We start from the raw sequence: 22,138 nt of genomic DNA, 5'->3' as shown, positions 1-22,138 counted from the left end.
GAGGTACGCGTCGGCTGGGACGGGTGGCTCGGGACGGGGCCCGTGGGCCGGGACGGCGGTGGTCCGGGCGGCTCGTGGGCCGGGCGGGTGGCGGATCGCGTGGCCCGCGGGGCGGGTGGCCGGTCCGGCGGGCCCCTTCGGTCCGTGCGGGTGGTTCGGGCTCCCGGGGTGGTGAGGGGCCGCCGGGCCCCGGTGGGCGGGCGACGGGCTCGGTGGGCGGGCGGTGGCCGGTGAGAGAGCGGTAAAAAGCGTGCTCCGGGGCCATCGTGTCCGGCCGGGCCGCCGGGGGCCTTGGCAGACTGGGGACGTGCCCCAGACTGTGCTGCTCGCCGAAGACGACCGTGCCATCCGCCATGCCCTGGAGCGGGCCCTGACCCTGGAGGGGTACGAGGTCAGGGCGGTCGCCGACGGTGTGGAAGCGCTGGCGCAGGCCCACACCGACCCGCCGGACGTGCTCGTCCTCGACGTGATGATGCCCGGCATCGACGGCCTCCAGGTGTGCCGGGTGCTGCGCGCCGAGGGCGACCGCACCCCGATCCTGATGCTCACCGCCCTGGTGGAGACCGCCGACCGCATCGCGGGCCTGGACGCCGGCGCCGACGACTACGTGGTCAAGCCGTTCGACGTCGAGGAGGTCTTCGCGCGGCTGCGCGCGCTGCTGCGCCGCACCAGCCCCGCCCCGGCCGCCGCCGTCCCCCCGGAGGGCCCGGCGCGGGAGGCGGCGCAGGTCGCGGGCCGGCAGCTGGAGGCCGCCGGCCTGCGCATGGACCTCCAGGCCCGCCGGGCCTGGCGCGGCCGGCGCGAACTGGAGCTGACCCGCACCGAGTTCGAGCTGCTGGAGCTGCTGGTGCGCAACGCGGGCATCGTCCTGGACCACTCCACCATCTACGACCGGATCTGGGGCTACGACTTCGGCCCCGGCTCCAAGAACCTCGCCGTCTACGTCGGCTATCTGCGCCGCAAGCTGGACGAGCCCGGCGCCCCGCAGCCGATCCACACCGTGCGGGGCGTGGGCTACGTGCTGCGGGAGGACTAGATGGGCCCGCGTCGGCGGCCGCCGGAGCGGCCCCGGCCCAGGCTGGTCTCCCTGCGCACGACCTTCGCGGTCTCCTTCGCCGCCGTCACCGCCGCCGTCACGGTCCTCGTCGGTATCCTGTCGTACAACTCCGCCGCGCGGCTCGTCCGGGTCGACCAGCAGTCGGTGTTCACCCAGGTCATGCAGGACGTCCGGGACGAGGTCCGGCAGCAGCCGATGAGCCCCGACGACTTCTCCTCCTCCCGTCCCGGGCACGACCTGGTCCGCCCCGCCCGCACCGACGTCCAGGTGCTCGGCGCGTCGGGGCAGATCGTGGACCACGGCAGTCCGGTACTGCCCGTCACCGCCCAGGACCGTGCGGTGGCCGTCGCCCGGCGGGCCGGGGAGGTCGTCGAGCACAAGGACGTACGGGTGGACGCGGACCTGTTCCGCATCGCCACCGTCTCGCTCGGCGGCGGGCGGGGCGCGGTGCAGGTCGCGCAGGAGTTCAGCGACACCGAGGACCTGCTGCGGGCCCTGCAGCAGCGGACGCTGATCCTGATGGCGGCGGTCGTGGTGGCGGCCGGGCTGTTCGGCTGGTGGCTGGCCCGGCGCATCACCCGCCGGCTGGTGGTGCTGACCTCCGCCGCCGAGGACGTGGCCCGCACCCGGCGGCTGGGCATCCAGGTGCCGGTGACCGGGCTGGACGAGGTGGGGCGGCTGGGCCGCGCCTTCGACCGGATGCTGGGGCGGCTCGCGCAGTCGGAGGAGGACCAGCGCCGGCTGGTGCAGGACGCCGGGCACGAGCTGCGCACCCCGCTCACCTCCCTGCGCACCAACATCTCGCTGCTGCGGCGCATCGAGGAGCTGCCGCCCGAGTCCCGGGAGGAACTGGTCGCCGACCTCACCCAGGAGGCCCGGGAACTGACCGACCTGGTCAACGAGCTGGTCGACCTCGCCGCCGGGCAGTCCGACGCCGAGCCGCCGCAGCGGGTGGACCTCGCCGACCTCGCCGAGGACGTGGTCGGGCTGGCCCGGCGCCGTACCGGGCGGCAGGTCGTGCTGCGCGTGAGCGGTGAGACGACGGCCCACGGGCGGTCCGGGATGCTCCAGCGGGCCATCTCCAACCTGGTCGAGAACGCCGCCAAGTTCGACCGGGGCGGCACCGCGCCGATCGAGGTGAGCGTCACCGGGCCGGCCCGGCCGGGCACGGTACGGGTGGAGGTGCTGGACCGGGGGCCGGGCATCGCCGACGGCGACCTCGTGCGCATCTTCGACCGCTTCTACCGCGCCGCCGACGCCCGCTCGCTGCCCGGCTCCGGGCTCGGCCTGTCCATCGTCCGCGAGGTCGCCCGGGCCCATGACGGAGCGCCGTTCGCCTACCGGCGCGAGGGCGGCGGCTCGGTCATCGGCTTCACGGTGGCCGGCGGGCCGGTGGGGGACGGCGGGGGCGGCGACTGAGCCGGCTGCGGGCCGGGAGCGGTACGGGTGCCGGCTCCGGCCGGTGTGATCTTGTCGGGCCTGCGGGGACGCCACGGCCCCCGGACGACCCGAGGCCGTGACGCCGTCCGTGCTCGGACCGGGCGGCCGGTGAGCGTCAGGTGTTGTCGCCCGCGTCGCCCTCGCGCCGCCGGGCCGCCGTCAGCAGCCAGGCCAGGTTGCCCACCGCGGCTCCGGCGGCGACCGCGGCGGCGATCACCCCGCCGGTCGCCAGGCCGTCGCCGAACAGGTGCGGGCGCCGGTCCAGGCTGTGCAGCCCGAAGCCGCACAGCTGATACACGCCGACGGCGGCGATGACCAGGCTGACGACCAGCACGGCCACCGTCGGCGCGAGACTGTGCGCACAGACCTCCGTGCCGGGCTCCGTCTCGGTCGTGTCCTGCATGCGTCCCCCGTTGAACGGGCGTGTGAACGGCCCGGTAGTTGTCGGCGGTTGGGAACCTACAATACGTAGGGCCGGATAGGGTCGACGCCGTGCGGATCTACATCAGCGCGGACATGGAGGGCGTCACCGGGCTCGTCGACGCGGACGACGTCCAGCCGGGCGGCCGGGACTACGAGCGGGGCCGCGCCGAGATGGCCGCGGACGTGAACGCCGCCGTCCGGGGCGCGCTGGCCGCCGGTGCCGCCCACGTCCTGGTCAACGACGCCCACGGCCCGATGCGCAACCTCCTCCCCGAGGCCCTGCACCCGGCGGCCCGTCTGGTGCGCGGCAGGCCCAAGCGGCTCGGCATGCTGGAGGGGCTGACCGGGGAGTACGACGCCGTGCTGTGCGTCGGCTACCACTCCCGGGCCGGTGCGCCGGGCGTGCTCAGCCACAGCTTCATGGGCCACGAGATCGAGGACATGTGGCTGGACGGCCGCCCGGTCGGCGAGATCGGGCTCGCGCAGGCCACGGCGGCGGCCCTCGGCGTGCCCGTCGTCGCCCTCACGGGTGACGACGCGGCGTGCGCGGAGATGACGGAGTGGGACGCCTCGGTCGCCACCGTCCCGGTGAAGTACGCCCGCGACCGGTTCGCGGCCGAGCTGCGCGAGGCGATCGAGGAGACGGTGGCCGCCGCGCTGGCCACGGCCCCGCGCCGCCCCGCCCCGTCCGCCGCCGAGGCCACCCTCGCCGTCCGCTGGCAGTCCGCGTCGGTCGCCGAGACCCTGCTCGGCATCCCCGGGGTGACGGCCGACGACCCCCGGACGGTCCGGGCGAGCGGTCCGCTGCCCGCGCTGTACCGGCAGTTCGGGGTGTGGATGCGGGTGGCGTCCTCGCTCACCAACCAGCCGCCGTACTGCTGAGGACTCACCAGCCGACCGGCCGGAGCCCCCGGCCGGGGGCTCCGGCCGGGGGTACGGGTGCCGATGTCCGCGGAGACCAGGACGGCGGGTCTTCCGTGACCGGACGGGACCGGACGTGACCGGAAGGGACCGGCCCGCCCGTCACCGGTGGCGGGGCGTGCGCAGGAACACCGCGCTGCCGACGGTGCCGACGAGGGCGAGGGCCGCGTTCAGCGCGATCGCGGTCTTCAGCCCGCCGAGGACGGCCAGGGTGCCCGTACCGGTCATGGCGGCGGTGGCGACGGCGCTCATCACCGGAGTGCCCATGGTGATGCCGACCTGCTGGGTCATCGTCGCGAGCCCGGTGGCCAGCCCCTGTTCGTCGTCGGCGAGACCGGACGTGGCGGTCACCATGAACCCGACGATGACCAGCATGTTGCCCACCCCGCCCGCGAAGGTCGCGGCCAGGAGCAGCCACAGCGAGGCGTGCCCGGTGCCGAGCCCGAGCAGGGCCGCCGTGGACAGGGCCTGCACCAGCCCGCCGGCCAGCAGGGTGCGGGTCGCGCCGTACCCGCCGATCAGCCGCGGGGCGAGCGCGCCGCCGACCACGGTCCCCGCGCCCAGCACGCCGAACGACAGCCCGGCCGCCAGCGGGGAGAAGCCCAGCACCTCCTGGAGGTAGAGGGTCAGCAGGAACACCAGGGACGTCTCGGTGAGGAACGCGATCAGCCCGGCGAGGTTGCCCCATGCCACCGACCGCCGGCCCAGTACCCGGGGCGGCACCAGCGGCGCGGACACCCGGCGCTCCACGGCCGCGAACATCCCGAGCAGCACCGCCCCGGCCGCGAGCGGCAGCAGCGTGGCCGGCGCGCCCCAGCCGTGCTCCCCGGCCCGGGTCAGACCGAGGATGACCGCCAGCAGGCCGAGGGTGACCGTGACGGCACCCGGTACGTCCAGCTTCGGCCGCTCGGCGGGCCGGGACTCGGCGATGACGGCGGGCGCGACGAGGAGCACGGCGAGGGCCACGGGCACGTTGACGAAGAACGCCCAGCGCCACGACAGCAGGTCGGTCAGCAGGCCGCCGAGGATCGCGCCCGTGGTGAAACCGGCCGACATCAGCGCCCCGTTGGGACCGAGCGCCTTCTCCCGCAGCGGTCCCTCCGGGAACGACGTCGTCAGCAGGGACAGCCCGGCCGGGGTGACCGCCGCGGTGGCCAGTCCCTGGAACACCCGGGCCGCGAGCAGCACCTCGGGGCTCTGCGCCAGCCCGCCGGCCAGCGAGGCCGCGCCGAGGACGACGAGGCCGCCGAGGAACAGCCGGCGGCGGCCGAAGAGATCGGCGATCCGCCCGAACAGCAGGGTGAACCCGGCCGCGCACAGGGCGAACGCGGTGCCGATCCACTGGAGCCGGTCGAGGGAGAAGCCGAGGCCCGCGCCGATCACCGGCAGGGCCACGTTCAGGATGGAGAAGTCCACGGCCAGCATGAACTGGGCCGCGAGCAGCAGCACCAGCACCAGGCGCAGCCGCGGGGTCAGCACGGCGGGCGCGGCGTCGGCCGGCCGGGTCACGGTGACGGACATGGCGGGTCCCTTCTGTACGGCGGGATCGGGCGTCGGGGGGACGTCGGGGGTGGCGAACTCGCCGGGGAACAGCGGGAGTCGCCGTGCAGAAGACTCGTCCGCCGTGGTCGGACCAGCCAGCACCGCCGTGGGACCGGTCGCCGTGAGGGTGGTCATCGCGTGACCACCCTCGGGCATCCCGTTCGGGCCGCCGGGCGGGCAGGATGGACGACGACCGCGGCATCCGCCGTACCCGCCGTACCCGCCGTACCCGCCGTACTCGTCGTACTCGTCGTTCCCGCCGTACTCGTCGTCGGAGTGCGCCGCACGCCCCGGAGGCAGCCATGGACGCGTCGTCCGAGCTCGGAGAGTTCCTGAAGTCACGCCGTGCCGCGGTGCGGCCGGAGGAGGTCGGGATCGCGACCGCGCCGGCCCGCCGCCGGGTCGCCGGGCTGCGCCGCGAGGAGCTGGCCCTGCTCGCGGGCGTCAGCATCACCCACTACACCCGCCTCGAACAGGGCCGCGCGGCCGGGGTGTCCGACTCCGTGCTGGAGGCGATCGCCCGCACCCTGCGGCTCACCGAGGACGAGACCGCCCACCTGAAGGACCTGGCCCGTCCCGCCGCCCCGCGCCGCCCGGCCGCGCCCCGTGCCGGGCACGCGTCCCCCTCGGCCCGCCGGCTGCTCGCCGCCATGACGGACGTACCCGCGCTCCTCCTGGACCGGCGGGGCGACGTCCTGGCCTGGAACCGGCTCGGCCACGCCCTGCTCGCCGCGCACCTGCCGTGGGAGGCTCCGGAGACTCCCGGCGCCCGGCCCAACCTGGTGCGGATGCTGTTCCTGGACGAGGAGTACCGGGCGCGGTACACCGACTGGACGGAGGAGGCCCACCTCGCGGTCGCCTCCCTGCGCCTGGTCGCCGGCCGGCACCCCGACGACCGCGCGCTGGCCGGGCTGATCGGCCATCTGTCCATCCAGAGCGAGGAGTTCACCGCGCTGTGGGCCCGGCACCCGGTCCGCACCTGCGTCTCCGGCACCAAGATCCTGCGCCATCCGGCGGTCGGCACCCTGGAGCTGGGCTTCGAGAACCTGTGCCTGCCGGGCACCGCCGGCCAGCGCGTGATCACCTACACCGCCGAGCCCGGCTCCCCGTCCGACGCGGCCCTGCGCCTGCTGGCCGCCACGGCGGTACCGGCCGCGCGGGAGGACCTGCCCGCGTGAAACTCGGCGACTGAGCCGTCAGCGGCTGCCCCGCACGCGCGGGCAACCGTGGGCTACGACCGAGGTCCGGCCCCGAGGACGTCGAGCATGGCCCGGGTCGCCGGGCTCGGCGGGAAGCGGCTCCAGGCGAGGTACTCCACGCGGTGCGGCCCGTCGGCCACCGGGACCAGCGCCAGCGCGGGGTCGGCGGCGGCCAGTGGCCGGACGAACGCCGAGGGCAGCAGCGCGACGCCGAGCCCGCACCCGATCAGCCGGGGGATCAGCTCCACCACCCCCGCCTCGTAGGCGACCTCGCGGACCAGGCCGGCCGCGGCGAACGCCTGGTCCGACTGGGCCCGGGCGGGCGACCCGGCCACGAAGTCCACGAACGTCTCCCCGGCGATGTCCCGCAGCGTGACCCGCTCCGCGCCGGCCAGCCGGTGCCCGGCCGCCACCACCAGCACGTGTTCGTCGTGGTCGAGCACCACGCTCTCCACCCCCGTGGGCCGCTCTCCCTCCGGCAGCCCGAGGAAGGCGATGTCCAGCTCGCCGCGGCGGATCGCCGCCACCAGCGCGTCACTGCGCCCGGACCGCAGCAGCACCCGGACCTCCGGGTGCCGGTCGCGGTAGCGCCGCAACACCTCCGGTACGTCCACGGCGGCGGTGGTCACGATCACGCCGACGGCGAGCCGGCCGCGCACCACGCCGGTCGCGGCGGCGGCGTCGGCCACCGCGCGGTCGGCGGCGGCCAGCGCCTCGCGCGCCCGGGCCACGAACGCCTCGCCCGCGTCGGTGAGTTCGACCCGGCGGCTGGAGCGGGCGAACAGCCGTACCCCCAACTCCCGCTCCAGGCCCGCGATCCGGTGACTGAGCGAGGATTGCGTGACGTAACACCGTTCGGCGGCACGGGTGAAGTTACGGGTCTCGGCCACGGCGACGGCGTACCGCATCTGCTGGAGGTCCACCCAGCCATGGTTTCCGTACATGGCTGTGATGGCAACCATGTCTTGGACGCATGACGGGGGAGCGGCCGAGACTCCTGGCATGTCCTCGTCCGTCCACCCCCCGGCCACCGTCCTGCCGGCCGCGCACCGGCCGGCCTCCGCCCTGTCGGCCGCGCACCGGCCGGCCGCCGTGCTGCTGACCGCGCTCGCCCCCGCCGCCTGGGGCACCACCTACATCATCACCACCGAACTCCTCCCGCCCGGGCACCCGTTGTTCGCGGGCCTCATGCGCTCCCTGCCCGCCGGGCTGGTCGGCCTGGCGCTCACCCGGGTGCTGCCGCGCGGGGACTGGTGGTGGAAGGTCATCGTCCTCGGCCTGCTCAACATCGGCGCCATGCCCCTGCTGTTCGTGTCGGCCGAACGGCTCCCCGGCGGGGTCGCCGCCACCCTCGGCGCGGCCCAGCCGCTGCTGGTCGCCGGGCTGGCCCTGCTCGTCCTGCGCGACCGGCCGACGCCCTGGCGGCTGATCTGGGGCGTGCTCGGCGTGTTCGGCGTCGGACTCGTGGTCCTCGGTCCCGACGCCCGGCTGGACGCCGTGGGCCTGCTCGCCGGCTTCTGCCATACGGCGACCATGGGGGCCGGGGTCGTCCTGACCAGGCGCTGGGGCCGTCCGCCGGGGGTCGGCCCGCTAGCCCTGGCCGGCTGGCAGCTCACGGTCGGCGGCCTGCTCCTGCTCCCGGTGACCCTGGCCTTCGAAGGCGTGCCGGAGCGGATCGACGCCGGCGCGGTGGGCGGCTACCTATGGCTGGGCAGCATGGGCGGCCTGATCGCGTACACGCTGTGGTTCCGCGGCATAGCCACCCTGCCGGTGGGCGCCATCGGGCCCCTGGTGCTGCTGTCCCCCCTGGTCGCCACGGCCATCGGCGTGGCCCGGGGCGAATCCCTGAGCCCGGCCCAGGCCTGCGGCTTCGCCCTGTCCCTGGCGGCGCTGCTCGCCGCGCAACTGAACCCGCCCCGCCGCGGAAGGAGCACCGCCCCGATGACTTCCGCCATGACGATCGCGGTCCTCGGCGCCACCGGTACGGTCGGCAGCCGGATCACGGCCGAGGCCGCCGCGCGCGGGCACCGGGTGCTGGCCCTCGCCCGCAAACCGGCGAGCGGCCACCCGGCCGTGACCCCGGTCCCGCTGGACGCGGCCGACCCGGACGCCGTACACCGGGCGCTGACGGACTCGGGCGCGGACGCGGTGGTGCTGGCCCTGCGGACGTACCCGGCGGACGAGGACTTCCTGGTCGGCGCGACCCGGACCGTCCTGGACACCGCGGCCGGCCTCGGCATCCGGGTCCTGGTGATCGGCGGCGCCGGCGCCCTGCGCACGCCCGGCAGCCCGGACCTCCTCCTGGCCGACAACCCGGCCTACGTCCCCGCGGAACTGCGTCCGGTCGCCGCGGCCGGAGTGGCCCAGCTGCGTGCCTGCCGCACCCACGCCCACTCCGGCTGGACCTACCTCAGCCCCCCGGCCCTCCTCGAACCCGGCGCCCGTACCGCCCGCTACCGCCGAGGCACGGACACCCTGCTCACCGCTCCCGACGGCCGCTCCTGGATCAGCGCGGAGGACCTGGCGGCGGCGGCCGTGGACGAACTCGAACACCCGGGTGGGGAGCGGCACTTCACGGTCGTGCAGGCCTGACGGAAGCGTTCACGTCGGCCGCGCGTCCCGCCTTGACGCGTGCCCATGAGAAAGAAGTCCTGGCCCGGATCGCCATCGGCTACGGCTTGGCGCCGGCAGCGTCGTAAGCCGCGACTATCGCTCCGCGTAGCGCAGGAACTGCCAGCCCAGAACGGCCAGGGCGGGTATCTGCGCAAGGGAGACGATCAAGAGCAGAGGCTGGACGGCGGAGGAGCACCAGAAAGCCGTCACGCAGATCACCGGCACGGCCACGTACGTGAAGAGGTCCACCACAAGCTGCAGTCGCTTGCGCGTCGTTCGGGTGGCATCGACGCGGTGGTAGGTCTCCCAGCCGAACACCGTGCCGTGAGCGCCGCTGAGCTCGGCCAGCCGCGGTCCCAGCCGGTCGCGGATGTAGCAGCCGACCGCCGAGATCTTCTCGTCATTGACCAGGTAGGTCCAGCCCAGGACCAGGCAGACCGCGGGGACGGCGAGCAGCAGTTGGACCTGACTGCTCTGCACGGCGATCGCCACGATCGCGGTGACCGCGGCGAGCGTGAAGTAAAGCAGGTTGTCACGGAAACCTATTCGGGTTTTCTGCTCTTCCTTGAGGCGGTCGTACTCGGTCAGCAGCAGGCTGCTCTCGGTGACGTCTTCCGTGGTGGTCACGACCATTCCTGATCTCGGGTTCCGACTGGGGTGAGGAGCGGGCGGGGAACCGGCGCACCGGCCCCCGCTCGCTCCGCAGGTCCGGGAGGATCAGCCGACAGTATGGAAGAAGGGAAGGTTCTTGGGGTTGTTCCGGTCGATCCAACCCTTTCCGTCCGCCGCGATTCCTTCCAGGAGGTGGAAGGTGTGGACGAAACCAGCCGCATCGAGGTTGATGTCGGTGATTTCCTGGGCATTCTCGCCCGGCACGAGCTGATCGGTGTCGGCGTCCTTTACGCGGATGTTCCTGGCCGGCCCGTTGGTGAGGTAAAGCTCCAGTTCGTAGCCGGTCTCGCTGTGTTCCGTGACCTGCACGGAGGACAACGCGTCGAACCTGTAGTTGCTCCGCTGCCGGTTCCCGCGCCGCGCGCTGGTGAAATCGAATTCCGCACCGACTTCGCGAACGCCGTCCTGCGTGACCAGGAAAATCCGGAAGGTGTAGCGCGAGTATCGCCAGGGACCACCCTTCACGCGTCCTCGCCTGTAGGGGCGCGCGGGGGTCAGCAGGATGGTGTGGGTGATCAGATCATGCCAGGTGAGCTGGTAGTGGCGGAGCGCTTCGTCGATGAACAGGGTCTTGTCGCAGGCGAGCCAGGTCTCCATTTCCAGCTCACTGGGTCGCGTGGCGTCCAGGTGCGACTTCCACTTCTGGTACGCCGCCTGTCGCGCGGCGAGCTGCTCCTGGTATTCCCGGGTCTCCTCGGCCAGACGGCGCTCCTCGCCCCCGGCCTCCAGCCACGAGGACGCGGCCGCGCGTCCGGACCAGACCGCGCCGGCCACGGCCAGGACGGCCAGCACCAGCTGCGATCCGCCACCGCCCGAGGCCACCGTTCCGAGCAGGCTCAGCGTCATGAAGCCGAGAACGGCGAGGGCGACCACGCACAAGCCCTTGGCCCCCGCGGACGTCTGGTTCATGCGGCGCTGATCGAACAGAGTGCCCTTGCCGTACCGGTCCCGGGCATCCTCGGCGAGGTAGCGGATCAGCCAGTTGACGCGGTCCACGCTGATCCGGCTTTCGCGGTAGAGGACCGCGATCTCGGCGACGAGGTTGTCACGGATGTGGGTGGTGTGACCGAGCCATTCCTGCGGGGTGAATCCGTACGGCACGCGGACGCTGAAGTAGTGGTCGAACGAATGGCGGACGCGGTTGGTGAACCCGTCCCCGGTGGAGGCGGGATCGCGCAGGTTCGGGATCTGGAGCCATCGGCTCCTGATCTTCAGGTGATGTTCCTGGTACCACCACCGGCGACCGAAGTGAGCCGAGGTCAGGCCCGCGGCGAGCGCCACCAGTAACTCGACGGCCGCCGAAGCCGGATCCGCGACCAGAGCCAGGACCGCGAGGCCCGCCGTGACGACGGCGAACAGGCCGGCTCGGACGGGGAGAGCCGCCCGGGCGGCAGCAGCGGTGCTCGGACGGGGTGGCAGGGCCCGTGGGCCGATGGGGACGGCTTCGAAATAGGCCCAGACCCGTTGCACCCGCTGGTTGCCCAAACGCTCCGCCTCGGCCCGCATGCGGCGCTCGGCCCACAGGCCGTCCTTCAGCCCCCCGGTGAGCACCAGGTCGAAATGGTGGAGGATCTTGTCACGCAGGCCGGGAGACAGGGCCCGCAGCCGCTCCAGCACGCGTTCCGTCTCGCCGTCCGGGGTGCCGCGCATCGCCAGCAGGTCGAAAGCGACACGAAGAGCGTCCTTCCACTCTCCCTCGGCATAGGCGCGTACGGCCTCGGAGGCGCGCTGTAACTGCTGGCGTTCTTCGGTGCCGAGGTCGTGATAGGCGCGCGTACTGAGCATCGCCAGCACCCAGTGGAAACGGACCTCCGCGTTGTCGTACTTCTGGGCGATCGCCTGACGGATCAGGTCGCGAGCACGGCTGGGGACACCGTCCTCGAGGAACCGCACGCCGACCTTGTACTTTTCCTCGGGCGTCGCGTCCTGATGGCCGATGGAGATATTGGCGTTGTGTACGACCCCGGCCTGCATTCCGATGGTGGAGTCGTATGCCGTGTTGTGCGTGACACCGCTGTCGTCGTTCATGACCGGCCACCCGCCGCGACGACCAGAGGTGCCAGCCTGGTCACCAGCTCGGGGGAGTCCGCGACCAGGCCGCGTAACCTCTTGAGCGCGATGGTCGCCCTCTTGATCGACTCGGGAGCGTTCTCCCTCGCCGCGTGGCGGGCGAGGCCCAGCTCTACCAGCGCCTCCCGGTAGGTGTCGTCGTCGAGGACGCCCTCGGCGTGGGTGCGGCCCAGCAGTCCCTGGAAACCGTCGAGTTCGGCGACCAGGTCGGTCGTCGCGCCGGTCGCTTTCGGGTCCGCGTGCAAGTGGACGCTGCTTCCGTCGACCGAGCCGGCCATGATGCCGACGGTGCTGTTGTAGGCGGTGTTGCGGACATGGTCCTTGGGCCTGTCCGCCGAACGAGTCCTGTCTTCCTCGGACATCGCGGTCTTCTCCTGTTCCCCCACCAGTTCCACGGCGAGCCGTGCGGCGAACGCCGCCGCGTTCGCCGCGGCTCGTGGCTGCCAGTTGCGGTCCTTCGCGCTGTTCTTCGTGCCGTCCGCCCGGTCGCTGATTCCTCGGATGATGGCCACCGGTGCCCCGCTGAGATGACCGGCCTGCGCCACACCGGCGGCCTCCATCTCGATGGCCAGCGCGTCGTTGTAGTGCTGCCGGATCCACCGTGCCTCGGCGGAGATCGTCGAGTTCTGTACGATCTCGCCGGCGGCGATCGCGCCGAAGCGCACCTGAGGGGTGCGCCCGTGGCCGGTCGTGTCGTCGGCCCAGTCGTTCACGCGGGCCAGGTGCGAGCCGAGCTGGCTGATGCCGTGCGCCGTCTCCCACACCCGGGGGCGGCTCTTGAGCCCGTCGTCCTCGCTGGTCCCGCCGTGGTAGGCGTACACGTGGGTCGCCATCACCACGTCGCCCAGCCTGGCGGTGTCCCACAGGGCACCGGCGACGCCGACGAACAACACGGCCACCGGCGAGAACTCCTGGATCGCGCGCTCGGCGATCACCGCGGCGGAATGATTTCCCTTGTTCGTCAGACCGAGCGCGACACGGCATGAAGTGCCCTGCACGGCTCCCACCTCGAACAGCGTCCCACGCTCGTGCCGGTGCACCTGTGCGCCGGCCAGTTTCCGGCGCACGGCCTGGTATTCGAGATTGAGGGCGGTGAGAATCACCACCAGGTCTTTCGACATCTATTCTCCCTGCTCTCCCGTGCTCTCCTCCGGCGTGACCGGCACAGGCCGGATCAGCGGCGGGATCAGCACCTTCTTGGGCCCGGCCCGGTACAGCCGCGCGGGCCGCCCTCCCGTGCTCCTGCGTCCCGAACCGGCGGCGACGATGAACCCCTCCGTCGCCTGGACTTTGCGGTAGAAATTTCGGGTGTCGAGTTCCGTGCCCCAAACTGCCTCGTACACCTGTTGCAGCTCGGCAATGGTGAAGAGTTCTCCGCAGAATGCCGTGGCCAGTGCCGTGGATTCGAGTTTGGCACGCGCACGCTCGATCCCGTCCGTCACGATCCGCCGGTGATCGAAGGCCAGTCTCACCTCACCTGAGAGGACGGCTTCGACGGGGACCCACGTGGCGTCCGCGGCGTCGGTTCCCGCGACCGGCTCGGGGAGTCCCGGCGCGATCGCCAAATGGGCCACGGAGACGACTCGCCCGCGCGGATCGCGGCCCGCTTCCCCATAGGTGGCCAGCTGTTCAAGGTGCACCCACCCGGCGGTGAGAGAGGTTTCCTCACTCAACTCGCGGTGGGCGGCGTCCAGGATCTCCTCCCCGGCGTGATTCAGGAATCCGCCGGGCAGGGCGAGCATGCCCTGGAAGGGATCTTCACCCCGCTCCACGAGCAGGACGCACAATCGCCCCTCGCGCAGCGTCAGGATCACGAGGTCGACAGTCAGCAGTACAGAGGGAGGTGACCACTCGTCAGCTTCCATGTCGGCTACCGTACTTCGCTTACTGTCGTTTTGACAAGAAGCGAGTGTCCGGCGTCGCTCTTGCTGTACGGTGCGGTCCTTCGCAGAGGTCGAGCCGCCGTCCTCTCGTCGAGACCCGGACGACGAAGACGACCGTGAGGAAGCCGCCCGGGGCTTCCATGTCCCGGGCACCGTGGATCACGTGGGCGACCTTGAGCGCTTCCGGTCCGACGGTCGGACCGGTCTCCTCGCTACAGCTCGCGGACGGTCGTAGCGGTGCTCGGTTCCTTGGGCTCGTTCCTGCCGGAGGGGAAATCCGACCTGCCCTTGGCGAACTTCGCCCGCTCGCCGCGCTGGAGGAGGACCACGCGGCCGTCGGTCTCGCCGTGGACGATGACGGCGGCGACCGGCAGGGTCATGGATCCAATAGCGCGCTGGAATGCTTTGGTCCGGTCATCGGCTGTGAGCTGAGCCATGGGGATCTCTCTGTCGGCCGGGGTGGGCCTGCCGGGGCAGCTCCCCGTGGGCGCGGCGGCGAGTTCGGCGCCGCCAGCCGCCAGGGGAGAGAGAGCGGACATTCCTGTGCGCCTCGCAAGATCACAAGGTGCGGTATCCGCTCTGAGTCCCCTGGGCGGGGATGTGGTCCGCAGAAATGCTGAGCCTTATGTGTCACGGATCTCTGGCCTGACCAGGTGGTTGTTGGGGCGGCAGTGGTCAAGCAGTGGCCGGGCGCGGTTCGCCGTGGAAGACCTGCCGGGTGTGCCAGGCGCGGTGTGCGGCGGCGACCGGAGGGGTACCGGGCTGGGGGCCGGTGAGCGGCCGGCCGGCGAGGGCTGTGACGTGCTGCTGGGCGGCGGGGCTGTGCCCGACGAAGCGCCGGCTGACCAGGACGCGGTGATCGTCCCCCACCCCGAGGACGCCCTTGTCGAAGAGCTTGTGGTGCAGCGAGCACAGGCACAGCCCGTTGTCGATCTCGTCCGGGCCGCCGAACGCCCACCAGCGCACGTGGGCGGCCTCCAGCCCGACCGGAACGGTGCCGATCCTGCCGTCGTAGCCGCAGAAGGCGCACTGGTACTCGTAGGCGGTCAGCACCAGTTCGCGCATCCGCGGGTCCCGCTGCCTGCGCGCCGGCACCAGCCGCTCGGACTCGGCCGGCTCCAGCTCCAGCCCGACGGCCTCGCACAGTTCGCCGTGGAGGGAGGGCGGGAAGTGCAGGTCCAGCAGCAGCCGCGCGATCCTGCCGAGCAGGTCCGGCTCACGCCGCAGCGCCGCCCGCAACTCCGGCGAGAGCCGCCCGGTCGCACCCGTCTCCCGCAACTCCCGCACCCGGGACTGCCGCCTCCCCGGTCGGTACGCACCTCCCACACCCCGTCACTGACCAGGTGATGGAAGGGGTAGGCGGGCGTCGTCCTGTGGGGCGGACCGTACTCGGCCAGCAGTCGCCGCAGATCCTGCTCCACCGCGGTGAACCGCAGCTCCCCGTCGGCATCCTCCTGGAACCGCGCGAGGGCATACAGCAGCAACAACGGCTTGTGCGGAGCCCGCGCCCCGTTCCTGGCCCACTGCCGCAACGCCGCTATCCGGTCCAACCAGTTCATGGGGGGTGATCGTAGAGGGGCGGCGTGGCTTGGGGCGGGGCGGTACTCCGGGCCCGGCGGCGGCCGGCGGCGCCGTGGTGGTGAAGGGCGTTCGCCCGGCTCAGCGGTGGCGCAGCGTGGTGAGTGTCGTGTCGAGGTCGGCCGTGCGGGGCCGGTTGTGCGGCAGTTTGCCGAGTACGGCTGCCATGCCGCAGGTGTCGGTGAGGGCGGAGAGGACGAGGCCGCCCGCGATGCCCGCGGAGAGCAGTTGGAACGCCGGGTGCGCGAGCACGCCGAGCAGCAGCCCCAGGAGCACCACCGCTCCAGCGGTGAAGCGGACCTGCCGTTCCATGCTCCAGCCCGCTCGGGTGTCGCACGTGGCGGGCCGGTGCAGGTCGTACCCCTGCGCGGCCCACCCGTTGGTGCCGCCCGCGAGGCCGGCGGCCGGGATGCCCTGTTCGGCCAGCAGCGCTCGGGCCTTCTCCGAGCGGGCGCCGGAGGCGCACACCACGAGCACGTCCCCGCGGCCGGCCGCGTGCCGGAGTTCGGGCAGTGCGCGGCGGACGTGGTCCAGGGGGATGTTGAGGGCGCCCGGCAGGTGACCGGAGGCGTATTCGCCGGGGGTGCGGACGTCGATGACGATGAGGTCGTGGAGCCGCTCCCGTACCTGGTCGGCGCCGAGCGTGGTGGGGGCGAGGGGGCTGGTCATGACAGCGTGATCCTTGTCGTTGTTCGGTGATCGTCCAGAGGTTCGATCGACCCCGTCCGCGCAACCGGGGACGTACAGTACCCCTAGGGGTATAGGCGGAGGAGTGACCGTGGAACTGGAGCTTGAGGGCGCGTCCCTGAAGGCCGTGCTGAACCGGCTGCGCAGGGCGCAGGGGCAGATCTCCGGGGTGATCCGGATGATCGAGGAGGGGCGGGACTGCGAGGAGGTCGTCACCCAGCTGGCCGCGGCCTCGCGGGCGCTGGACCGGGCGGGTTTCGCGATCATCGCCACCGGGCTGCAGCAGTGCGTCGCGGACATCGAGTCGGGCAGGAAGAACGGGGAGGACGCGGAGGCGATGCGCGCGCGGATGGAGAAGCTGTTCCTGTCCCTGGCGTGAGGGCCGCGGTCATGCCACCGCGTCCACCAGCATGAAGCCGGCCACCGCGAGCAGGACGTACGCGAAGACGCGTCGCAGGGTCTCCCCGGGCAGCTTGGCCGACAGGCGTTTGCCGTCCCAGGCGCCGAGGACCGCCGAGCCGGCGAAGGGGCCGATGACGGCCCAGTTCAGGCCGCTGGCCGTGCCGGCGCGCACGGCCAGCGCCGCGAGCGAGTTGACGGTGATGACCAGCAGGCTGGTCCCCACCGCCGCGCGCATGCGCAGGCCGAGGACGTTGACCAGTGCCGGTACGGCGAGGAAGCCGCCGCCCACGCCGAGCACGCCGGTGACCGCGCCGAGCCCGGCGCCGGCGGCCACCGTCCTGAGCGGCCGCACCGGTGCGGCGGTTCCCGGCGCCGGGCGGTGCCGCAGCATGCGCAGCGCGGCGACCCCCGCGACCACGGCGAAGGACACCGCCAGCACCGCTTCCGGCAGGCGCCCGGCGAGCGCCCCGCCCAGCATCGCCGGGCCGATTCCCGCCGCCGCGAACAGCAGCCCCGTACGCCAGCGGACTTCGCCTTCGCGGGCGTGCGCGGACAGCGCGGTGGCGGAGGTGACGGTGACGATGACCAGGCTCGCGGTGGTCGCCGCGACCGGGGTGAAACCGAGCAGGTAGATCAGGGCGGGGACGGCCAGCACGCTGCCGCCGCCCCCGAGCGCGCCGAGGGCCAGGCCGATGACGGCACCGGCGATCAGCGCGAGTATCACGGCGCTCATCCGGCGGCCCCGCCCCCGCCGTGCCCGCCCCCGGCGTGCCCGCCCCCGCCGTGCCCGCCCCCGCCGTGCCCGTCCCCCACCGGCGGACCGGCGACGGCCCGGCCCCGCGTGCCGCCGATCACGCCGGCGGCCTCCACGTTTCCGACGAGCGCCGCCAGGGGAGCGCCCCCGGCCTGCCCCTCGTAGGGCTCGCGTACGTAGTGACTCGTCATGGTGCTCACCGCTGTTCTCTCTCGACTCCCGGTCCCTGGTCAGGAGGCGCGGACGGTGAGCCCGGCCGCCTCGGCCGAGTCGAAGGAGTCGTCCACGGCCACCACCTCCCGGCCGGCCGCGTCGAGCAGGGACGCGGCGATGGCGGCCCGCATGCCGCCCGCGCAATGCACCCAGACCCGCCCTGCCGGGATCTCGTCGAGGCGATGGCGCAGGGCGTGCAGCGGGATGTGGACGGAGTCCCGGAGGAAGCCGGCGGCCCGCTCGGAGTCCCGGCGGACGTCCAGCACGACGACGCCGTCCCGGGGGACCGCCGCGAGGTCGGCGAAGGTGGCGCGCGGGAAGGAGGCGAGGGCTTCGCCGTCCCTCACCCAGGCGGTGGGCCCACCGGTGGCGGCGGCGGCCGGGCGGTCGATGCCGACCCGGACCAGTTCGCGCTGGGCGGCGGCGAGTTGCTCCGGGGACTCGGCGAGGAGGGTCACGGGCTTGCCCCAGGGGATCAGCCAGGCCAAGTAGGTGGCGAGCCGGCCCTCGGCCTCGAAGTTGAAGGAGCCCGCGAGGTGGCGCTCGGCGAAGGCGACGCGGTGGCGCAGGTCGACCACCCACTCGCCGGCGGCCAGCCGGGCGCCGATCTCGTCGGCGTCGGCGACGGGGGGCGGGGTGAGGTCGACCGGGGCGGGGCCGCCCGCGTTGGCCGGTGCCATGTGGGCGTAGTAGGCGGGGGTGTCGTCCAGGCCGGCCAGCAGGTCCGCGACGAAGGTGTCCACGTCCCGGGTGAGCGCCTCGTTGACCGCCTTCTCCCGGCCGATCGTGGTGGACCCGCCCCGCGCCGGGGAGGAGGAGCAGAAGCTGCCGAAGCCGTGGGTGGGCAGCACGGCCGCGTCGTCGGGCAGCTCGGCGGCCAACCGGTGCGCGGAGGCGTGCTGGGCCCGGGCGAGGTCCCGCGTCAGCCGCGGCTCGACCAGGTCGGGCCGGCCGACGGTGCCGATCAGCAGCGAGCCGCCGGTGAACACCGCGACCGCCGTGCCGTTCTCCTCCAGGACGTAGGAGGTGTGGTGCGGGGTGTGGCCGGGGGTGGCGAGCGCCCGCAGGGCCAGTCCGGCGGTGGCCTCGATCTCCCAGCGGTCGCCGTCGTGCACGGGTACGCGTGCGTAGGAGACGTGGGCCGCGGCGGGTACGAGATAGGCGGCGCCCGTCATCCGCGCCAGCTCCAGGCCGCCGGTGACGTAGTCGTTGTGGAGGTGCGTCTCCACCACGTGGGATATCCGCACCCCGCGCCGCGCGGCGGCCGTGATCACCTGCTCGACGTCACGCGGCGGATCGACCGCCACCGCGCCCCGCTCGCCGCCGGCCAGGTAGCTGCGGTTGCCGATCCCGGCGATCTCAAGGGTGTCGATGAAGAACATGCGCTGCTCCGCTCCAGTGACGATTTACCCCGGGGGGTATGCATCGACGGTAGCACTGGTACCCCGGGGGGTATTCAGGAGGTCAGGGAAAGCCCTGGGGAGAGAGGTCAGGGAAAGCCCGGGGAAGAGAGGTCAGCGAAAGCCCTGGGAAGCAGGGCATGGATGCCCGCGGCGAGACGGAGAACCAGTGGGCGGCGGCCTGGACGCGCCCGGACCGCCACATGAAGAGGGCGGGGCCCGAAGACCCCGCCCATCGCTCAAGAGACCCGGCTCACGGCCACACCAGGCAATAAGGCTGATGCCCCGCCTCGTGCAGCCGTACCGAGAAGTCCTGCCACTCGTGCAGCAGCTGGTACACGTTGAACGCGTCCCGGGGGCCGCCGCGGTCCGGGACCGTGGACCAGATGAAGGCCGCCGCGCCGACCGCCTCCTCGCCGACGCCGCGCAGGGGGTCGACGACCGTCATGGGAAGTTTGACGACGGCGTAGTCGGGGTGCAGGACGACGAGTTCGAGGGGCGGCACCTTGTGCAGGGGGACGCCCTGGATGCCGGTGAGGACCATCGCGGCCATCGTCTCCGGCTTGATCTTCGTGAACATGCCGTTCATGCCCAGCTCGTCGCCGCCGAGTTCCTCGGGGCGCATCGAGATCGGGACGCGGGCCGCGGTCGCTCCGTCCGGCGCGCCGAAGTACTTGTACGTCACCCCCACCCGACCACCGTTCCCGCTCGCCGCGCGGAGAGGCTGCCGGTCGTACCGCTCGGGCTCACCCGGTCCACCCTGTGTCCGACGTGTCTCGGTCGTTTCCTCCGCGTCGCGCCGGTGCCTTCCCCGCCGGGCACGTCGAGGACCCAGGTCGTCAGTCCCCTCGCCCAGTCCGCCACCGCGATGCATATCTCCACCCGACTGCTTTTCTAGGACGCGTGGCCCCCGCCGCGCAACCCGATCATCGTGTCAGTGACCTCCCCCGCGTCCGCCTGCCGAAACGTACGGTGGAACGGCGATCCGCGCGGAAGATTCCCGGCTCTGATCATTACGTGCGTACGAGCCGTGTGTATCAGCTCTCAGTCTCGCAGACGAGGGATGGCGCCGCTTCGGTCCCGAGGGCGGGGGCGGCCTCGCCGGGGCGCGGCCTACCCTGAGGAGGTCACCCCGCAACCGGAGCCGAGAAGCCGGAGAAGCCGCACGTCATGAGTGCCATGAGCGAAACGCCCTATCCCTACGACGCGCCCGTCTCGCAGGCGCTCTTCGACCGCGCGTCCGCCGTGACGCCGGGCGGAGTGAACTCGCCGGTGCGCGCCTTCCGCGCGGTCGGCGGCACGCCGCGCTTCATGGTGTCGGGCCGGGGGCCCTACCTCACCGACGCCGACGGGCGCGAGTACGTCGACCTGGTCTGTTCCTGGGGACCGATGATCCTCGGGCACTCGCACCCCGAGGTCCTCGCCGCCGTGCAGGAGGCCGTCGCCCGCGGTACGTCCTTCGGCACGCCCGGTCAGGGCGAGGTGGAGCTGGCCGAGGAGATCGTCGCCCGGGTCGAGCCCGTGGAGCAGGTGCGGCTGGTCAGCAGCGGCACCGAGGCCACCATGTCGGCCATCCGGCTCGCCCGCGGCTTCACCCGGCGCTCGAAGGTGATCAAGTTCGCCGGCTGCTACCACGGGCACGTCGACTCGCTGCTGGCCGCCGCCGGCAGTGGCGTGGCCACGTTCGCGCTGCCCGACACGCCCGGTGTGACCGGGGCCCAGGCCGGTGACACGATCGTGCTGCCGTACAACGACCTGGAGGCCGTCCAGGAGGCATTCCACCGGTACCCGGGCGAGATCGCCTGTGTGATCACGGAGGCGTCGCCGGGCAACATGGGCGTGGTGCCGCCGGACCCCGGGTTCAACCAGGGCCTGAAGGACGCCTGCGGCAAGAACGGCGCCCTGTTCATCTCCGACGAGGTCATGACCGGCTTCCGCACCAGCCGCGCCGGCTGGTACGGCGTGGAGGGCGTCAAGCCCGACCTGATGACCTTCGGCAAGGTCATGGGCGGCGGGTTCCCGGCCGCCGCGTTCGGTGGGCGGGCCGATGTGATGGCCCACCTGGCGCCCGCCGGTCCCGTGTACCAGGCCGGCACCCTCTCCGGTAACCCGGTCGCCACCGCCGCCGGGCTCGCCCAGCTGCGGCTGCTCGACGACGCCGCGTACGCCAAGGTCGACGCCGTCTCCGAGCAGATCCGGACGCTGGTGAGCGAGGCGCTGGCCAAGGAGGGCGTCGCGCACCGGGTGCAGACCGCCTCCAACATGTTCTCGGTGTTCTTCACGGACCGGCGGGTGCGCGACTACGAGGACGCCAAGCGGCAGGAGTCGTACCGCTTCACCGCGTTCTTCCACGCGATGCTGGCGAACGGCGTCTACCTGCCGCCGTCGTCCTTCGAGTCCTGGTTCGTGTCCACGGCCCACGACGAGCGGGCCGTGCAGAAGATCGCCGACGCCCTCCCGGCGGCGGCCCGGGCGGCCGCGGAGGCCACGGCCGCATGAGCGAGAACAAGGACATCACCGTCGTCCACCTCATGCGGCACGGCGAGGTGGAGAACCCGGAAGGCATCCTGTACGGCCGGCTGCCCGGCTACCACCTGTCCGAGCTGGGCCGGAAGATGGCCGAGCGGGTCGCCGAGCACCTCGCCTCCCGGGACGTGACCCACGTCTGCGCCTCGCCGCTGGAGCGGGCGCAGGAGACGGCCACCCCGATCGCCCGGGCGCACGGGCTGGACCTGGCCACCGACGCGCGGCTGATCGAGGCCGAGAACGTCTTCCAGGGCAAGACCTTCGGCGTCGGCGACGGCGCGCTCCAGCGGCCGGAGAACTGGAAGCACCTCGTCAACCCGTTCCGGCCGTCCTGGGGCGAGCCGTACGTCGACCAGGTCGTGCGCATGATGGGCGCCCTGGACGCGGCCAGGGACCGGGCCCGCGGGCACGAGGCGGTGCTGGTCAGCCACCAGCTGCCGATCTGGATCGTGCGGTCCTACGTCGAGCGGCGGCGGCTGTGGCACGACCCGCGCAAGCGGCAGTGCACGCTGGCCTCGCTGACGTCGTTCACCTACCAGGGCGACAAGATCGTGTCCGTGGGGTACAGCGAGCCCGCCATCGACCTCGTCCCGGTGCACCTGCGGGCCGGTGCCAAGCCGCAGAAGGGCAAGGGGACCGCCCAGGGGAAGGCATTCGGCGCCTGAGGGAACCGGCCGGACGGGCGCCGACGGTCACAGAGCGTCCGTTTGGCGTGGCTTAGCGCACTGCTGCGCACATTATTGTGAAAAGCAGATGAA

Annotated in this window: 20 protein-coding genes and 2 pseudogenes; 8 read left to right on the top strand and 14 right to left on the bottom strand. The window is 72.8% G+C overall.

Annotated elements, in window-relative coordinates; genetic code table 11:
• Positions 1 to 307: 307 nt before the first annotated feature.
• A complete protein-coding gene (locus ACSURM_RS16045; RefSeq protein WP_436955746.1) occupies positions 308 to 1,036 on the top strand; it encodes a response regulator transcription factor in 729 nt (242 codons plus the stop codon).
• Entirely contained in the window at positions 1,037 to 2,476 is a 1,440-nt protein-coding gene (locus ACSURM_RS16040) for a HAMP domain-containing sensor histidine kinase (protein WP_436955744.1), read from the top strand.
• A 136-nt stretch (positions 2,477 to 2,612) separates the two neighbouring features.
• Here the strand turns inward: ACSURM_RS16040 and ACSURM_RS16035 are convergent, their stop codons facing one another.
• Positions 2,613 to 2,900 carry a hypothetical protein gene (locus ACSURM_RS16035; protein WP_436955742.1) on the bottom strand — a complete coding sequence of 96 codons (288 nt, stop codon included), beginning with the start codon at positions 2,898 to 2,900 and terminating at the stop codon, positions 2,613 to 2,615.
• An 89-nt stretch (positions 2,901 to 2,989) separates the two neighbouring features.
• Between ACSURM_RS16035 and ACSURM_RS16030 the strand changes: the two genes are divergently transcribed.
• Complete coding sequence (locus tag ACSURM_RS16030) at positions 2,990 to 3,802, top strand: M55 family metallopeptidase (RefSeq protein WP_436955740.1); 813 nt, start codon at positions 2,990 to 2,992, stop codon at positions 3,800 to 3,802.
• Between the two features lie 141 nt (positions 3,803 to 3,943).
• Here the strand turns inward: ACSURM_RS16030 and ACSURM_RS16025 are convergent, their stop codons facing one another.
• Positions 3,944 to 5,362, bottom strand: a complete 1,419-nt coding sequence (locus ACSURM_RS16025; RefSeq protein WP_436961111.1) for an MFS transporter — start codon at positions 5,360 to 5,362, stop codon at positions 3,944 to 3,946.
• A gap of 323 nt (positions 5,363 to 5,685) precedes the next feature.
• Between ACSURM_RS16025 and ACSURM_RS16020 the strand changes: the two genes are divergently transcribed.
• On the top strand, positions 5,686 to 6,561 hold the full coding sequence (locus tag ACSURM_RS16020; protein WP_436955738.1) for a helix-turn-helix transcriptional regulator: 876 nt from the start codon (positions 5,686 to 5,688) through the stop codon (positions 6,559 to 6,561).
• A gap of 53 nt (positions 6,562 to 6,614) precedes the next feature.
• On the opposite strand, the gene ACSURM_RS16015 is transcribed toward ACSURM_RS16020, so the two are convergent.
• The gene (locus ACSURM_RS16015; protein ID WP_436961110.1) at positions 6,615 to 7,505 is read right to left on the bottom strand and encodes a LysR family transcriptional regulator; all 891 of its coding nucleotides are present in this window, start codon (positions 7,503 to 7,505) and stop codon (positions 6,615 to 6,617) included.
• Positions 7,506 to 7,584: 79 nt separating this feature from the next.
• Here ACSURM_RS16015 and ACSURM_RS16010 point away from each other — a divergent pair, with 79 nt between their 5' ends.
• Positions 7,585 to 9,174: an EamA family transporter gene (locus ACSURM_RS16010; RefSeq protein ID WP_436955736.1), complete on the top strand. Its 1,590-nt coding sequence runs from the start codon at positions 7,585 to 7,587 to the stop codon at positions 9,172 to 9,174.
• Positions 9,175 to 9,288: 114 nt separating this feature from the next.
• Here ACSURM_RS16010 and ACSURM_RS16005 read toward each other — a convergent pair whose 3' ends face one another.
• The 7 genes and pseudogenes from ACSURM_RS16005 to ACSURM_RS15975 form a co-directional block, all read right to left on the bottom strand.
• On the bottom strand, positions 9,289 to 9,828 hold the full coding sequence (locus ACSURM_RS16005; protein ID WP_436955735.1) for a hypothetical protein: 540 nt from the start codon (positions 9,826 to 9,828) through the stop codon (positions 9,289 to 9,291).
• An 84-nt stretch (positions 9,829 to 9,912) separates the two neighbouring features.
• Complete coding sequence (locus ACSURM_RS16000; protein ID WP_436955733.1) at positions 9,913 to 11,895, bottom strand: hypothetical protein; 1,983 nt, start codon at positions 11,893 to 11,895, stop codon at positions 9,913 to 9,915.
• Positions 11,892 to 13,058: a phosphorylase family protein gene (locus ACSURM_RS15995; RefSeq protein WP_436955732.1), complete on the bottom strand. Its 1,167-nt coding sequence runs from the start codon at positions 13,056 to 13,058 to the stop codon at positions 11,892 to 11,894. Before ACSURM_RS15995 ends, ACSURM_RS16000 begins: the two co-directional genes overlap by 4 nt.
• Positions 13,059 to 13,802 carry an NUDIX hydrolase gene (locus tag ACSURM_RS15990; protein WP_436955730.1) on the bottom strand — a complete coding sequence of 248 codons (744 nt, stop codon included), beginning with the start codon at positions 13,800 to 13,802 and terminating at the stop codon, positions 13,059 to 13,061.
• A 124-nt stretch (positions 13,803 to 13,926) separates the two neighbouring features.
• Positions 13,927 to 14,257, bottom strand: a pseudogene (locus tag ACSURM_RS15985) (NUDIX domain-containing protein); the annotation flags it as partial.
• Positions 14,258 to 14,495: 238 nt separating this feature from the next.
• A pseudogene (locus ACSURM_RS15980) lies at positions 14,496 to 15,379 on the bottom strand (phosphorothioated DNA-binding restriction endonuclease).
• A 100-nt stretch (positions 15,380 to 15,479) separates the two neighbouring features.
• Positions 15,480 to 16,067: a rhodanese-like domain-containing protein gene (locus ACSURM_RS15975; RefSeq protein ID WP_436955728.1), complete on the bottom strand. Its 588-nt coding sequence runs from the start codon at positions 16,065 to 16,067 to the stop codon at positions 15,480 to 15,482.
• Between the two features lie 109 nt (positions 16,068 to 16,176).
• Here ACSURM_RS15975 and ACSURM_RS15970 point away from each other — a divergent pair, with 109 nt between their 5' ends.
• Entirely contained in the window at positions 16,177 to 16,464 is a 288-nt protein-coding gene (locus tag ACSURM_RS15970; protein WP_030778221.1) for a metal-sensitive transcriptional regulator, read from the top strand.
• Positions 16,465 to 16,473: 9 nt separating this feature from the next.
• Here ACSURM_RS15970 and ACSURM_RS15965 read toward each other — a convergent pair whose 3' ends face one another.
• The 4 genes from ACSURM_RS15965 to ACSURM_RS15950 form a co-directional block, all read right to left on the bottom strand.
• Positions 16,474 to 17,220: a sulfite exporter TauE/SafE family protein gene (locus ACSURM_RS15965; RefSeq protein WP_436955726.1), complete on the bottom strand. Its 747-nt coding sequence runs from the start codon at positions 17,218 to 17,220 to the stop codon at positions 16,474 to 16,476.
• Positions 17,217 to 17,441: a hypothetical protein gene (locus ACSURM_RS15960; RefSeq protein WP_436955724.1), complete on the bottom strand. Its 225-nt coding sequence runs from the start codon at positions 17,439 to 17,441 to the stop codon at positions 17,217 to 17,219. The genes ACSURM_RS15965 and ACSURM_RS15960 overlap by 4 nt, the downstream gene beginning before the upstream one ends.
• A gap of 30 nt (positions 17,442 to 17,471) precedes the next feature.
• Entirely contained in the window at positions 17,472 to 18,836 is a 1,365-nt protein-coding gene (locus ACSURM_RS15955; protein WP_436955722.1) for an MBL fold metallo-hydrolase, read from the bottom strand.
• A 271-nt stretch (positions 18,837 to 19,107) separates the two neighbouring features.
• Positions 19,108 to 19,728: a hypothetical protein gene (locus ACSURM_RS15950; protein WP_436955720.1), complete on the bottom strand. Its 621-nt coding sequence runs from the start codon at positions 19,726 to 19,728 to the stop codon at positions 19,108 to 19,110.
• Between the two features lie 305 nt (positions 19,729 to 20,033).
• Between ACSURM_RS15950 and hemL the strand changes: the two genes are divergently transcribed.
• Entirely contained in the window at positions 20,034 to 21,353 is a 1,320-nt protein-coding gene (gene hemL, locus ACSURM_RS15945; protein ID WP_436955718.1) for a glutamate-1-semialdehyde 2,1-aminomutase, read from the top strand.
• Complete coding sequence (locus ACSURM_RS15940; protein ID WP_436955716.1) at positions 21,350 to 22,045, top strand: histidine phosphatase family protein; 696 nt, start codon at positions 21,350 to 21,352, stop codon at positions 22,043 to 22,045. Before hemL ends, ACSURM_RS15940 begins: the two co-directional genes overlap by 4 nt.
• The last annotated feature ends 93 nt before the right edge of the window (positions 22,046 to 22,138 follow it).

Source organism: Streptomyces sp. SudanB182_2057, assembly GCF_964272715.1.
Taxonomy (GTDB): domain Bacteria; phylum Actinomycetota; class Actinomycetes; order Streptomycetales; family Streptomycetaceae; genus Streptomyces; species Streptomyces rubradiris.
The sequence above is the reverse complement of the archived record's forward strand: the minus strand, read 5'-3'. Positions and strand labels throughout refer to the sequence as shown.